Here is a 14,542-nt window from a genome sequence, read left to right on the forward strand (position 1 = left end):
TTCACCAATGGGTGCTTAACGAAGAGAACTCTCGTCCTGTTATAAAAAAAGCACTTGAGTTGGGAATTAACTTTTTTGATACAGCAAATGTGTATTCTCTTGGTACAAGTGAGGAATACCTTGGACGTGCTCTTAAGGATTATGCAAATCGTGATGAAGTTGTTATTGCAACTAAAGTACACGGGCAAATGCATGAGGGTCCAAATGGATCTGGGCTTTCTCGAAAAGCGATTATGAGTGAAATAGATAAGAGTCTTAAGAGACTGGAAAAGGATTATGTAGACCTTTATATTATACATCGCTGGGATTACAATACGCCAATTGAAGAAACAATGGAGGCATTACATGATATTGTAAAGGCTGGAAAGGCTAGATACATCGGCGCTTCTGCCATGTTTGCTTGGCAATTTCAAAAGGCATTACACATAGCGGAGAAAAATGGATGGATAGTGCACTTGCTTGGTTACTACAGAAAGAAACAGTAGTAGCTCCTATTATCGGAGCTACAAAAATATCCCATCTCGAAAATGCCGTTGGTGCTCTAAACATTAATTTAACAGCTGAGGAAGTTGCATTTTTAGAAGAGCCATATGTTCCACACCAAATAGTTGGTCATAATTAATTGAGGCTAATAGCTTCAATTAAAATAAATAAAGCATATCCGATACATTCGGATATGCTTTAAAACGTTATATGAAATCATCTACTTATTAAAGTAATTTAACCAATAACATTATTTAGTACAGGATACCTAATTATAAAAAAACTTATTACCTTTTATTACAAGGAGTTAGATTATAATAAAGATATTTTCATTAATTAATTGTCTGCTATAATAAGGAATAGTTTACTACTTTAAAGGAGTTAGCTAGTATGAGAAAGATCATTAAGTTTGTAAGCGTTATCACTTGTATCATCCTTTTTTACTATACCTTAGATTCAGCTGTAGAAGTATTTAATACGAATTGGCAGTTGCCAAATGAACTACAGGAGGAGCTTACTGATAAAAGAATCGTTTTGATTACTCAAGAGTTAGAAACCCCTTTTTGGGATCAAGTAAGTGCTGGAGCGAAGCAACAGGCAGAAGAAGCAGGAGCAAGACTTGAGATATGGGGGAGTTTTGGCAACAATCAGGAGGATTTTTTAAAACAAATTGAAATAGCGATTTATTCCCAGGTAGATGGGATTATTGTTCAGGGATTGGATACAGAGGAATTTAAGGAGCTAACAAAAGTTAAAGCGTCTTCATATGGTGTGCCAGTTATTACAGTAGCCAATGATGTTCCGATGGCGGAAAGTCTTCGTAGAACGTATGTAGGGTCCGATCAGTTGTTAGCAGGTAGAATGATTGCGGAACAGTTGCTTGCGGATATGGGTGAATCCGGTGAAGTTGTCTTAATGATCGATAGTAGACAGGAATATTACCAAACACAGCGACTAAAAGGGATTCAAGAATACCTCTCCAACTATCCAGACATTGAGCTAATTGAAGCAGAGACGGAAGATACACGAGAGCAGGTAATTGCCACAACGAAGGATTTATTAAATCGGATGCCTTATGTGGATGCCTTTATTACATTAAATGCTAAATTTGCAGATGATTTGGTAGAGGAAATTGACAGACGCTCGAATGTGGAAACATTTTATATCTATTCTTTTGATGATGACCCTAGTTCATTATCTTTATTGGAGCAAGGAAAAATAGATGGAATGATTGAGCAGTCTCCTTTAATGATGGGAGAGCTTAGTGTGAAACTAATGATTAATTGGCTAAATAAAGAGGTATTACCACTGGATTTAGATGGCTATCTTACCGATATACAAATGGTGAAACAGGTGGACGCCCAATGAATAGTATACAGAAGAAAATATGGAGTCTTGTTTTAGTGGCTCTGTTAATAATGGCAGCAACTTGGTTTTCACTTATTCACTATAATCAAAAAATGCTAGACCAATATAACAATATCCTTGAAAGATACTTAGTTTTGAATGAAATAACAATAAAAAGCGAAGATACGGTAACAGCATTAAATAACTATTTACTGATTCCTTCTGAAGATAATTTTAAAGCGGTTTCTCAGAACAAGGAAGACATTCAAACGATGAAAAATGAAGTGGCTAAATTTAAAAATGTGGAGAATGAATTAGCTTTAACAAATTATGTAAACTTAATTAATAGTTTTTTAGAGACAGTTGATTTATCACTTTCTTTTCAGTCAGAGGCTGAAACAGAGTACTCAATGACAGCATTTAATGAAGCGACTCATATATCTAATTATATCTCAGAAATGGCTCTGACTTTAATAGATTTAGAGCTTCAAACATATGATATGTTCTATCGAGATATGATCAGTCAGTCTGAAGAGCTTAAGCAGCTCGGAATTTGGCTACTACTCTTAATTACGGTTGGTCTCTTACTCTTTACCTATTGGTTTTCTCAACGAATAACGAAGCCAGTCGAAAAGTTGACACATGCAGCAAATGAGCTTTCCAAAGGTCGATTCGATTTAAAAGTAGAAGTGAATTCGAGTGATGAAATTGCCTTTTTAGCAAAAATGTTTGATCGAATGCGTGTGAATATTAACAAATTAATATCGGAAATGCATCATCAAGCACAGTTAGAAAATGAATTACAGCAAAGCAGGCTTTTATTAAAGGAAAGTCAACTGCGTAATCTTCAGAGCCAAATTAATCCACATTTTTTGTTTAACACGCTAAATACACTATCTAAAAAAGCCTATATGGAAGGATCCGAAGAAACTAGTGATTTGCTAGTTAGCGTAGCAGGTTTATTACGTTACAATTTAAAGCATTTAGATAAGCCTATGACACTTTATGACGAAGTACATGTAATGAAACAATATATTGAAATTCAAAAAACTAGATATACAGACAGACTTACCTTTCATACGGAAATTGATGAATCTTGCCTTCATATCCTAATTCCTGGCCTTACATTACAGCCACTTGTGGAAAATGCAGTCATATATGCTGTTGAGCCACATGAAGAAGGTGGTATTATTTATTTTCGAATTAAAGATGAAGGAGATCTAGTAACGATAGAAGTGGAAGACAATGGTCCTGGTATGAGTGATGAGAAAATACAAGAAATATATGAAGAAAAGGTCAATACGGCAAATGGACACTCCTCTGGAATTGGTTTAAGTAATGTGATGAAGCGTCTTCGTCTTTTCAATGGAATAGAAGATGTGATGGAGATTGAAAGTAGTCTTGGAAGAGGTACGAAAGTAAGCATAAAGCTTTTGAAAGAAAGGAGACTCGGGGACAAATGACTAACATACTAATTGTAGATGATGAAGAAGTAGAACGTGATGGATTAGAAGCTATACTTAAGAAAAACTTTACGGATATTGTTATTCAACAAGCAAAAAATGGAAGGCTAGCAATTGAGGTTGCAGCAGATTTTCAACCTGACTTAGTGTTCATGGATATTCAAATGCCTGGTATGAATGGTATTGAAGTAATTGAAAAAATGAAGTCCTATCATCCTCGTATGAAATTTATATTAGTAACTGCATACGCTACTTTTGATTACGCTAAGGAAGCCATGAGGCTAGGTGTTGTCGATTATTTGGTGAAACCTAGCCGAATTAAGGAGATCGTTGAAACAGTTGAGAAAGTGCTTAACCAAATAAAGGCTGAACAACAAAGACTAGAGGTGGTTAAGCAGCAGGAAAATACTTTGCAAAAAGCTATGTCCTTATTTGAGACTGATGTCGTAACACAGCTTTTATTTGATCATGTTCATGAAGTTCACTTGGAAGAGCTGCTAGAGATGTTAGACATACAGGCTACAGAGGAAAAGTTTGTAATTAGTCTTATTGTGTCAGACGGTTCTGAAGTCTCTTATTCTATGGTAAGAGAAAAGTTGAGTAAGACAGGCAGTGGTTGGGTAGGTGCTTTGTATGGCCGACAACTGCCGATTATTGTCTTTCGAAAGCAAGAACAATCGTTTCGTGCTCAAGCGACTATGTTGGCTAAAGAGATTTTGTCCTTAAACACTTCCGGTAAAGATACTGGCTGGTTTGTTGGAATTGGAACAGTATACAACTCATTAAGTGAAATTACACATTCATATCAAGAGTCACTAATCGCGACAAGAGATACATCAATTCCACGAAAATTCCAATTTTATGAGGATCTGCCTGCACTTGTCTCAGGATTTGATGAGGAAACAACAAAACAAAGTGAACAGCAATATTTCGACCATATCCGGGGTGGAGAATGGGACGAGATTTTTCAACGAATTGTTACCATAATTGATCGTCTAGAACAAGAAGGGACAATGTTAAATCAAACTCAGCAAAGAGTTATGGAGCTGTTTTGGATTGCCTCCCGCGTATTAAGTGAGATGGGGGTAGAATCAGATGTACCTTTGTATTCTTTCAAATCGACCGATTATCGCCAGTTACGAGCCGAAACACGGCATCTGTTAGATAGGATGCGAGAGTCATATGAGAATCATCTTACTAGCATGGAAGCTGATACGATACAACAAATAAAACAATATATCATTGACCACGCACATGAGGATATATCCTTAGAAGCGGTTGGTAGAGAAGTAGGCTTGAGCCCTATATACATAAGTAAAATTTTTAAAGAGCAGCTTGGGATTAACTATATTAACTTTCTAACAGAGTGTCGCATTGAGAAAGCAAAGAGACTAATGAGAGATCCATTAAAAAGCTTAAAAGAAATAACATTTGAAGTGGGTTATCATGATCCGAATTATTTTAGCAAGGTATTTAAAAAAATCTGTCATTCCTCTCCAAAAGAGTACCGTAAAAACTTGTTATCAAAAGTAGAATAATACAATTGTAGAGGAGCGATTAAAATCAGACAGTTAATTTCTTTAACGAACTTAGGATTGTTGATGCTCGTATTATTCTTCATTCTTCTTGGTTGTGAAGAACAGCAGAATCGAAACAGCGATTCAAAAGCACCATCAAAGACGGGCAGCTATAACTCAAATGATGAACAGTTAGCGGATGATCCAATTAAAATTGGGTTTGCCATGGATACACTAACGGAGGAAAGGTGGGTGAAGGATAGAGATCTTTTCAAAGAATCAGTGGAAGCATTAGGTGCTGAGGTGGAAGTTATGGCCTCACATGGAGATGATGCCTTGCAAATTTGGCAAGCGGAAACGATGATAAGCCAGGGAATTGATTTATTGGTCATTGTTCCACATAACGCTGAATCGACCGCAGCTATTGTAGAAAAAGCACACTCTGCCGGAATTAAGGTAGTATCGTATGATCGCCTCGTAAAGAATGCCGAAGTTGAAATGTATGTTTCCTATGATAATGAGCAGGTTGGTGTCCTTCAGGCGCAGGCGATAACAGAACTTGTTCCTAATGGAAAGTATGTCTATATAGGTGGAGCAGAAACCGATAATAATGCACATATGGCTAAAAAGGGGGTATTTGAAGTACTTCAGCCACTTATTGATAAAGGAGATATTACGGTTGTATTTGATCAGTGGACAAAGGACTGGGTACCAACATATGCAAAAGAAAATATTAGGATTGCCCTAGATGCTAATCATAACGATATTGATGCAGTAATTGCAGCCAATGATGCAACGGCTGGCGCTGTAATTGAAGTACTTGAAGAGCGTGGACTTGCTGGGAAAATACCAGTTGCTGGTCAAGATGCTGATCTAGCAGCTGTTCAGCGTATAGTTGAAGGGAAACAGACGATGACAATCTATAAGCCAATTAAAGAGCTAACAAAGATTGCTGCAGAGCTTGCCTTCAAGCTAGCGAAGGGAGAGGGGATTGAGGAGCTCGGTGAAGTCGTGAAAGTAAACAACGGGAAAATGGAAGTACCATCAATCCTTCTTTCGCCTACCGTTGTTACTCAAACAAATATAGAGGAAACGATTATTGCCGATGGTTTCCACTTGAAGGAAGATGTTTATTTAAAAAAGGATAAGTAAGGGAAGAGGAATGAGATCTCTTTGTATAAATCAAATAGTTTGAAAGAGTAGGAGCTTGGAGTGTTTTCCAAGCTCTTTTTCTGCGTCAAGAATAAAGAGAAGAGATTGAACTAAGTAGTGTAGGTGTGGGGCGAATTTTGTGGTAATTTGTAGAATCGTAGATAAACGGGCAATAATCGTAGATAAATTATAATAATCGAAGATAAAACTCCTGTAATCGAAGATGAACAGTCTAAAATCGAAGATAAATTGAGAACTAGCTTTGTTTGAGTGGTAGATCATGCTCAAATATGCCATAGGTACTTACGCATATCCTAGTCCCTGCACTAGATCCATATCCCTATGTTAAAAAAGTACAGATAGATACCAAAATAGTACTATAAGTAAGTGTTTTCATAACCAATTACGGGTGATATATTTTACTTGTAAGCACTTCCAACAAAGATAAGAGGGGGAAAATAGTAATGAAAAAAGGGTTTAAATTAGCAATGGCCTTATTAGTAGGTATTTTATTTACTTTCGTAGCAGCTTGTAGCAGTGATAGCACTGGAGGCGGCGGCAGTAGTGAAGTAAGTGTTGGGATCGTATTACCAACAAAAGATGAGCCAAGATGGGTTCAAGATGAAGAAAGATTTAAAGCAGCTCTAGCAGATTCTGAATATACGACTGAAATCTTGTTTAGCCAAGGTTCTTCTGCAAAAGAGAAAGAAAACGTAGAAACGTTAATTAGTAAAGGAATCGATGTTCTAATCATCGCACCTCATGATGGTGCAGCTGCAGGTTCTGCAGTAGAATCAGCAAAAAAAGAAGGAATTAAAGTTATTTCTTACGACCGTTTAATTACGGATACAGATGCGGTTGATTATTATGTAACATTTGACAGTGTTGCTGTAGGTGAAGCACAAGGTCAATATTTAGTTGACAATGCAGAGGGTACTGGAATTCCACTTTACTTATTTGCTGGTGCAGCTTCTGATAACAATGCATTCTTATTCTTCGAAGGTGCTTGGAATGTTCTTCAACCAAAAATTGCTGATGGTACATTTGTAATCGCTAACTCTAGTGAAGCAGAAGCGTTAAAAGACAAAGCAACTCTTACTCGCGACGAGTTAGGTAAAATTTTAGGTCAGGTTACAACAAACTGGGATCCAAACGAAGCGAAAAATAAAGCGCAAACAAACTTAACAGCAGCAGGTGCTGACTTAAAAGGTGACGTAGCAATTCTTGCTCCAAACGATGGTACTTCTCGTTCAATCGCTGATGTATTTGCATCAGATGGTGCGGTTTCAAGCTATGTAATCACTGGTCAGGATGCTGAAAAAGCTTCGATTCAATATATCATTGATGATAAACAATCTATGACAGTATTCAAAGATGTTCGTACACTTGTTGAAGATGCAATGGGAATGGCAGTAGACATTCTTGATGGAAATACGCCAGAAACAACTGGAACATATGACAATGGTAGTGTTGATGTAAAAGCAAAACAAACAGATGTAATCGTAGTGAACAAAGAAAATGTAAAAGCTGAATTAGTTGATTCAGGCTACTATGATGCTAGTGAATTTACTGGACTAGAATAATAGAAAAATAGAAGTTTAAGAAATGAGTGTTAGACTTGTGTCTAACACTCATTTGTAAAGTTGTCTTGTTAAGGAGGCAGAAAGATGAGCGATTATATTTTAGAGATGAACCAGATATCAAAAGAATTTACAGGTGTGAAGGCGCTCTCTAATGTCAATTTTAAAGTGGAAAGAGGAGAAATCCACTTTTTAGTAGGTGAAAATGGAGCCGGTAAGTCAACTCTTATGAAGGTGCTTAGCGGTGTATATCCATACGGAAACTACTCAGGAGATATCGTTTTTAACGGTGAAGTTCAAAAGTTTAACAAAATAAGTGATAGCGTAGATGTGGGAATTGTTATTATCTATCAAGAATTGGCTTTATTCCCTGATCTTTCTGTTTACGAAAATATCTTTGCAGGTAATGAGATTCAAAAAGGTGGCGTTGTGAATTGGAACAAAGCCATTGTTGAAGCGAAGAAGATGTTAGACAAAGTTGGTTTAAGAGTAAATCCGGAAATCTTAATTAAAGATTTAGGTGTAGGGAAACAGCAATTAGTGGAAATTGCAAAAGCGTTAAGTAAGAAAGTTAAATTATTAATCTTAGATGAACCAACAGCAGCACTAAATGAAGATGATAGTGAAAATTTATTGCAATTATTATTAGAGTTAAAAAAGCAAGGGATCACATCAATAATGATCTCTCACAAATTAAAAGAGGTAACTGCGATTGCCGATAAGGCAACAGTGTTACGTGATGGTGAAACGATTTGTACGTTAGAAAGATCAAAAGGTGAAATTACCGAGGATGCCATAATCAAAAACATGGTGGGCCGTGAAATAGAAGATATATATCCGAAACGTCCAAAGAAAGCCTTCGGTGAAAATGTTCTTGAACTATCGAACTGGACAGCATATGACCCAAAGCTTGGACGAAATGTTACTAATAACGTGAATTTACACGTAAAGCAGGGAGAAATTGTTGGAATAGCAGGTTTAATGGGATCAGGACGTACAGAGCTTGCATTAAGTATTTTTGGAAACGCTGCAGGCTATAAAATTCAAGGTGATTTATTTATTGAAGGACAGCCTGGGAAATTTAAACACCCAAGTGAAGCCATTAAAGCTGGAATTGCTTATGTAACCGAAGATCGTAAAGGTGACGGATTGTTTTTACAACAAGATATAAAAAGCAATATCTCAATCGGAAACTTGAAAGAGATCTCCAAAAATGGAGTCGTGAATGAAAATGAAGAAAATGTGATTGCCCAGCAATATAGAGAATCTCTAGGGGTTAAAACACCTTCTTTACAACAGCTTGTTGGAAACCTAAGTGGTGGTAATCAGCAGAAGGTATCTTTAGGAAAATGGTTGTTTGTAGGTCCTAAATTATTGATTCTAGATGAACCAACACGAGGAATTGATGTTGGTGCTAAATTTGAAATTTATACAGTAATGAATGAACTGATTAATAGAGGTATGAGTATCATCATGATTTCATCAGAGCTTGGTGAAGTCCTTGGTATGAGCGATCGCGTGTATGTAATGGCTGAGGGTGAAATCAAAGGTGAACTATCGTCAGATGTAGCCAGCCAAGAAAAGATCATGGAACTTGCGACGCAATAGGAGGCAAAAGGTATGAAATATATTAATGAGCTTAAAGGATTAGTAAAGCATAATATTCGTGATTATGGAATGTACATCGCGTTAATTGTCATTATGATCACGTTTCAAATACTTACAAATGGACTCTTCATGTCCTCTCGAAATATTAGTAACTTACTAGATTCAGCAGGATATATTGCGGTTCTAGCTGTGGGTGTTATGCTTGTTATCGTTATTCGACATATTGATTTATCGATCGGATTTTTAGCGGGATTTCTTGGTGCAATAGCAGCCATTCTTTTAATGCAATTTAACATGCCAGTTTTTATCGTCATTCCAATTATTTTAATTCTTGGAATATGTGCTGGTTCGGCTACAGGTTTCTTAGTAGCTAAAGTTGGGATTCCGGCATTCGTTGCAACCTTAGCTGGCTGGTTGATCTATCGTGGTGCTATTTTATTAGCAACAGAAAAATCGGGCACAATCATTGTTGATAATGATGCGTTTAATGCAATTGGTAATGGATATATTCCTTCCATTGCTGAAGTAGGAGGTTTTCATTTACTATCACTACTTCTTGGTTTAGTTGGAATTTTATTTTACATTTATAGTGCAATAACGAATCGTCGAAACAAAATTAAATATGAATTTGATGTTGTATCAAAGCCTATTTTTATCCTGCAATTACTGTTTGTTTCAGGAATAATGGCTTATATTACTTGGTTGCTAGCTGGATACAATGGGTTCTCATGGACGGTTATCATTATTCTTGTTGTTGTTCTTGTGTATCATTTTATTACAACAAAAACAGTAATCGGTCGTCATATTTATTCTGTAGGTAGTAACCCGGAAGCGGCACACCTTACAGGTATTAGCGTAAGCAAAATTACGTTCTTAGTATTCGGTTCAATGGGTATGCTTTCAGCTTTATCTGGTATTTTATTCACAGCTCGTTTACAATCAGCTACTACAACAGCTGGTACATTATTTGAGCTTGATGCGATTGCTGCAGCATTCGTTGGTGGAGTTTCCGCTGCGGGTGGCGTTGGTAAAGTAACAGGAGCAGTTATTGGTGCAATCGTTATGGCGACGTTAACAAATGGTATGAACTTATTAGGTGTTGGAATTGCTCCTCAATACATGATTCGTGGTGGAGTACTTGCACTTGCGGTAATCTTTGACGTTATGACACGTAAACAAAGAGCTTAATAGATGCGGGGAATACCCCTTGTCCATGAGGGACAAGGGGTATTTGTGTATAAAGGGGAAGAGGGTGTAAGTATGAAGAAAAAGCTTTTCTACAGATTAAAGTTCAATTCGATAAGAGCAAAGATACTAGTTGGATTCTCAATTGTCATTTTGTTATCAATCGCTTTTGGAACCTATAATTTTATGGCTTCTAAATCAATTAATTCTGATGCGAAAAATATAATCAACCACCAAATTCCTTTGTTAATTGCTGATGAAACATTAGGTCAAAACATGGCAGAACGAATTGGATATGCAAGAGGTTATGTTTTAACAGGAAAACAAGAATATATTGATCAATTTAATACGTTCACAGAAAAAAGTCGAGTAGTAGAGGAAACAGCGTTAAAAATCAATGACTCAGAGGATTTTGAACAATTAGTAGCAAAAAGCTTAGAATGGGAACAACGTGTTAATGACGAAGTGTTTGCTGTGTACAAAAGTGGAAATGTAGAGTTGGCAAAGGAGAATTTAGAGGGATCTGTTCGGGTAACTGCAAACGAAATCATGAACGGATATCGATATCTCATTAATAATCGAGAAAAAATGATCGAGGTTTCTGGCGAAAATTTACTTTTTAATAATGAATCAAATATTATGGTGGGGATAATCGTGTCTGTTGTTGTTGCTGTTATAGGTATTATTATCGCCATTTTTATATCCTCTATTATATCAAAGCCTATTCAAAAAATTACACACCGAATGGGGTTACTTGCCGAAGGAGACTTAAGCCAAGAGCCAATTGAGACGAAATCTCGAGATGAAATTGGACGATTATTTGCCGCAACCAACCAAATGAGTACGAATATAAAAGGATTGTTAAAAGAAATTCAATTCGTTTCAGAATCTGTTTCTGCGCAAAGTGAAGATCTTTCACAATCTGCATATGAAGTAAAAGAGGGAAGCAGTCAGATCGCTTCAACAATGCAGGTCCTCTCATTAGACTCGGAAGCACAAGCCACAACAACAAGTGATTTAGCATCATCAATGAAGGTTTTTTCCGGTAAGATTAACGAAGCAAGTGTAAGTGGAAAAGAAGTTTATCATTCTTCTCAGCATGTGATCGACTTAACAGAATCGGGAAGTGAATTAATGCTTACGTCTATTCAGCAAATGGGTACGATTCATGGCATTGTAAAAGATGCGGTAGAAAAGGTGAAAACGTTAGAAAAGCAGTCAGGGGAAATTTCTAAACTGGTTGGGGTCATTAAGGAAATCGCAGATCAAACGAACCTACTTGCGTTAAACGCTGCAATTGAAGCGGCTAGGGCGGGAGTACACGGCAAGGGCTTTTCAGTAGTCGCGGATGAAGTGAGAATGCTCGCAGAACAAGTTTCCTTCTCGGTTGCCGATATTACAGGCATTGTAGGAACTATTCAAACTGACTCTACACTTGTCACAGACTCTTTACAGTCAGGTTATCTTGAGGTTGAAAAAGGAACAAATCAAATTAAAGCAACGGGAGAAACCTTTGAGAAGATTAACCAAGCCTTACTAGAAATGACAAAAGGTGTGCAACTCATTTCAGGAAATCTTAGCGCAATTGAGGATAATAGTGATGAGATCAATAAATCAATTGAAGAAATTGCAGCAGTCTCGGAAGGAGCAGCAGCAGGAATTGAACAAACAGCTGCATCGGTGCAACAAACAAGTAGTTCAATGGAGCAGGTTGCGGCAAGTTCAGATCGATTAGCCAAATCAGCTGAAACCTTATACAAACAAGTTGCAAGATTTAAAATTTAAGGTGACGTCTGTTATATAATCTTACCAAATATGTTTGCCATACATTTATCATATTGTATGGTTTTTTTGTGCGTGCTAAGATGATATAAATCTAATTGGAAGTTTATGAGAAATAGAATTAGTTTTCTAGAAAGGTAGGGAAGATTATGCTACAGAAAGAAAGTGTAAAATCGTTAGACGGCCAAACAGCTTCATTACAAAGTTACATTCATTCTTCTGAAAATCAAAAAATGTTATACAAGAGGACATTATTCGTTGTAAGTATTTCACAAATTTTTGGTGGTGCAGGGTTAGCGGCAGGAGTTACTGTGGGAGCACTTCTTGCACAGCAAATGCTTGGTACTGAAGCGTTCGCTGGGCTTCCTTCAGCTTTACTTACTTTAGGTTCAGCAGGTGCCGCTTTATTTGTGGGGAGACTTTCGCAGGCGTTTGGACGTCGAACAGGTCTAACAGCTGGTTTTATGATCGGTGGACTTGGAGCAATAGGAGTCATAATGGCAGCAATCATCAATAGTGTTTTTCTTTTATTTACTTCCCTACTTGTTTATGGAGCAGGATCAGCAACAAATTTACAAGCTCGTTATGCAGGTACTGACTTAGCGAATCGTAAACAGAGAGCAACCGCTATTAGTACTACAATGGTTTTTACAACATTTGGTGCAGTTGCAGGACCAAATTTAGTGAATGTGATGGGGAATTTCGCTCATTCTATTGGCGTTCCTTCTCTTGCTGGTCCTTTCATTTTAGCAGGAGCAGCATACATCTTAGCGGGTGCTGTCCTTTTCATCATGCTTCGCCCTGATCCATTAATCATAGCAAGAATGATAGAAGCAACCAACCTAGAATCTAGTGAAAAAGGAGGCTTGGCTACTCCTGAAAATATAGAAAACAAAAGTGGCATAATTGTTGGTGCAACGATTATGGTGCTAACTCAAATTGTAATGGTAGCTATTATGACAATGACACCAGTTCATATGAGACATCATGGACATAGCTTGGGGGCAGTAGGCCTTGTTATTGGTTTTCATATAGGTGCGATGTATCTCCCATCATTGTTTACAGGTATTCTTGTTGATAAGTTGGGACGTACGGCAATGGCTATTGCTTCTGGAACTACGTTGCTTTTGGCAGGTTTAATAGGAGCATTTGCACCAGGAGATTCTATGGTTCTTTTAGTAATCTCTCTTTCTTTACTTGGATTAGGATGGAACTTTGGGTTGATTAGTGGAACTGCACTTATTGTTGATTCAACTAAAACTTCAACAAGAGCTAAAACTCAAGGTACAGTTGACGTTTTAATTGCATTATCAGGAGCAGCTGGCGGAGCTTTGTCTGGAATGGTTGTGGCAGGTTCTAGTTATCTAACGTTATCACTAGTTGGAGGGGTTTTATCTTTATTACTGATTCCAGTGGTGATTTGGTCACGAAGAGGAGAGAATAGTAGGGCTTTATAAATGGGGAAGGAGGATGAAAATGAATGAACGTGATTGGCATATTTTAAAGGTTCTTTATGAGAAAAAAACATTACAAAAACAGGACAAAGTTTATTTATATCACAACCTCCATTAACAAAAAGAATTCAACAAATAGATAAAGAGTTCGAACTAGCAATTATTAGTCGTGGTACAAAGGGTATACAGTTTACACCTCAAGGAGAATATTTAGCAAAATGTGCTGATGAAATGCTTATATGTATTCGGCACATCAAAGAAACTGTTCAAAATATGAATCAAGAGGTCAGTGGTACTTTGAGGTTAGGGGTTTCGAATTATACGACGAGACATAAGCTTCCAAAACTTTTAAAGCTTTTTCGTGAACAGTTTCCAGGCGTAAACTATAAAGTTACAACGGGGTGGAGTCGGGAAGTTTTCAATTTAGTTTAACCATGATGTACATGTTGGTATTGTTCGTGGGGACTATCATTGGTCAGAATCAAAACATCTTCTTTTTGAGGAAAATATATGTATTGTATCTAAAGATATAATTGAGCTTGAGGACTTGCCATCATTGCCAAGAATAGAGTATGAGACAGATACTGCATTGAAGGCAATCATTGACAATTGGTGGACTGGAAATTTTTCGGTACCTCCTTTATAGGGATGGAAGTGGATAAGGCTGATACATGCAAAGAAATGGTTCTGAACGGTTTAGGGTATGGAATTCTCCCTAGTGTACTAGTTGAAGATCAGCCAAATACATATCTAATGCATTTAAAAAACGAAAAAGGAAAGGCTCTAAAAAGGAAAACATGGATGTTCTACCACAATGAGTCTCTTGAAATGAGGTTGTTAAAGAGTTTGTTGAATTTTTTGGGAAATTGGACTTTAAATATGATATTTAATGAAGGCATGGAGATTTCTGTGCTTTTTTTGTTGTGATTATTCTTTTTTTTGAATACATGACGATAGTTTATTTGTATTTT

The 14,542-nt window shown here is 37.0% G+C and carries 11 protein-coding genes and 1 pseudogene; all 12 read left to right on the top strand.

Going from position 1 to position 14,542, the window contains the following annotated elements; all coding sequences use genetic code 11:
- Positions 1 to 622 (top strand): annotated as a pseudogene (locus tag ACEWK1_RS06945) (aldo/keto reductase); the annotation flags it as partial.
- A 251-nt stretch (positions 623 to 873) separates the two neighbouring features.
- Positions 874 to 1,851 (top strand): substrate-binding domain-containing protein, encoded by a 978-nt coding sequence (locus tag ACEWK1_RS06950; RefSeq protein WP_416635793.1) that lies wholly within the window; start codon positions 874 to 876, stop codon positions 1,849 to 1,851.
- The gene (locus ACEWK1_RS06955) at positions 1,848 to 3,293 is read left to right on the top strand and encodes a sensor histidine kinase (protein WP_416635794.1); all 1,446 of its coding nucleotides are present in this window, start codon (positions 1,848 to 1,850) and stop codon (positions 3,291 to 3,293) included. Before ACEWK1_RS06950 ends, ACEWK1_RS06955 begins: the two co-directional genes overlap by 4 nt.
- Positions 3,290 to 4,831, top strand: coding sequence for a response regulator (locus ACEWK1_RS06960; protein WP_416635795.1), 1,542 nt, complete (start codon positions 3,290 to 3,292; stop codon positions 4,829 to 4,831). Before ACEWK1_RS06955 ends, ACEWK1_RS06960 begins: the two co-directional genes overlap by 4 nt.
- Before the next feature lie 63 nt (positions 4,832 to 4,894).
- The gene (locus ACEWK1_RS06965; protein ID WP_416635796.1) at positions 4,895 to 5,962 is read left to right on the top strand and encodes a sugar ABC transporter substrate-binding protein; all 1,068 of its coding nucleotides are present in this window, start codon (positions 4,895 to 4,897) and stop codon (positions 5,960 to 5,962) included.
- 464 nt (positions 5,963 to 6,426) lie between these two features.
- Entirely contained in the window at positions 6,427 to 7,545 is a 1,119-nt protein-coding gene (locus ACEWK1_RS06970) for a sugar ABC transporter substrate-binding protein (protein ID WP_416635797.1), read from the top strand.
- An 84-nt stretch (positions 7,546 to 7,629) separates the two neighbouring features.
- Positions 7,630 to 9,150: an ATP-binding cassette domain-containing protein gene (locus ACEWK1_RS06975; protein WP_416635798.1), complete on the top strand. Its 1,521-nt coding sequence runs from the start codon at positions 7,630 to 7,632 to the stop codon at positions 9,148 to 9,150.
- 12 nt (positions 9,151 to 9,162) lie between these two features.
- Complete coding sequence (locus ACEWK1_RS06980; RefSeq protein WP_416635799.1) at positions 9,163 to 10,338, top strand: sugar ABC transporter permease; 1,176 nt, start codon at positions 9,163 to 9,165, stop codon at positions 10,336 to 10,338.
- A 72-nt stretch (positions 10,339 to 10,410) separates the two neighbouring features.
- Positions 10,411 to 12,120 (top strand): methyl-accepting chemotaxis protein, encoded by a 1,710-nt coding sequence (locus tag ACEWK1_RS06985; protein WP_416635801.1) that lies wholly within the window; start codon positions 10,411 to 10,413, stop codon positions 12,118 to 12,120.
- A 143-nt stretch (positions 12,121 to 12,263) separates the two neighbouring features.
- The gene (locus ACEWK1_RS06990) at positions 12,264 to 13,574 is read left to right on the top strand and encodes an MFS transporter (protein ID WP_416635884.1); all 1,311 of its coding nucleotides are present in this window, start codon (positions 12,264 to 12,266) and stop codon (positions 13,572 to 13,574) included.
- A 96-nt stretch (positions 13,575 to 13,670) separates the two neighbouring features.
- Positions 13,671 to 14,003 carry a LysR family transcriptional regulator gene (locus tag ACEWK1_RS06995; RefSeq protein WP_416635885.1) on the top strand — a complete coding sequence of 111 codons (333 nt, stop codon included), beginning with the start codon at positions 13,671 to 13,673 and terminating at the stop codon, positions 14,001 to 14,003.
- Between the two features lie 249 nt (positions 14,004 to 14,252).
- Entirely contained in the window at positions 14,253 to 14,498 is a 246-nt protein-coding gene (locus tag ACEWK1_RS07000; RefSeq protein ID WP_416635886.1) for a hypothetical protein, read from the top strand.
- Positions 14,499 to 14,542: the final 44 nt, after the last annotated feature.

Origin of the sequence: Metabacillus sp. YM-086 (assembly GCF_048059995.1) — a bacterium.
Lineage (GTDB): Bacteria > Bacillota > Bacilli > Bacillales > Bacillaceae > Metabacillus > Metabacillus litoralis_B.

Coding starts and splice junctions, on each gene's coding strand:
- ACEWK1_RS06960 (WP_416635795.1), top strand. CDS start 3,290: ATGACTAACATACTAATTGTAGATGATGAAGAAGTAGAACGTGATGGA.
- ACEWK1_RS06950 (WP_416635793.1), top strand. CDS start 874: ATGAGAAAGATCATTAAGTTTGTAAGCGTTATCACTTGTATCATCCTT.
- ACEWK1_RS07000 (WP_416635886.1), top strand. CDS start 14,253: ATGGTTCTGAACGGTTTAGGGTATGGAATTCTCCCTAGTGTACTAGTT.
- ACEWK1_RS06965 (WP_416635796.1), top strand. CDS start 4,895: ATGCTCGTATTATTCTTCATTCTTCTTGGTTGTGAAGAACAGCAGAAT.
- ACEWK1_RS06975 (WP_416635798.1), top strand. CDS start 7,630: ATGAGCGATTATATTTTAGAGATGAACCAGATATCAAAAGAATTTACA.
- ACEWK1_RS06970 (WP_416635797.1), top strand. CDS start 6,427: ATGAAAAAAGGGTTTAAATTAGCAATGGCCTTATTAGTAGGTATTTTA.
- ACEWK1_RS06985 (WP_416635801.1), top strand. CDS start 10,411: ATGAAGAAAAAGCTTTTCTACAGATTAAAGTTCAATTCGATAAGAGCA.
- ACEWK1_RS06980 (WP_416635799.1), top strand. CDS start 9,163: ATGAAATATATTAATGAGCTTAAAGGATTAGTAAAGCATAATATTCGT.
- ACEWK1_RS06955 (WP_416635794.1), top strand. CDS start 1,848: ATGAATAGTATACAGAAGAAAATATGGAGTCTTGTTTTAGTGGCTCTG.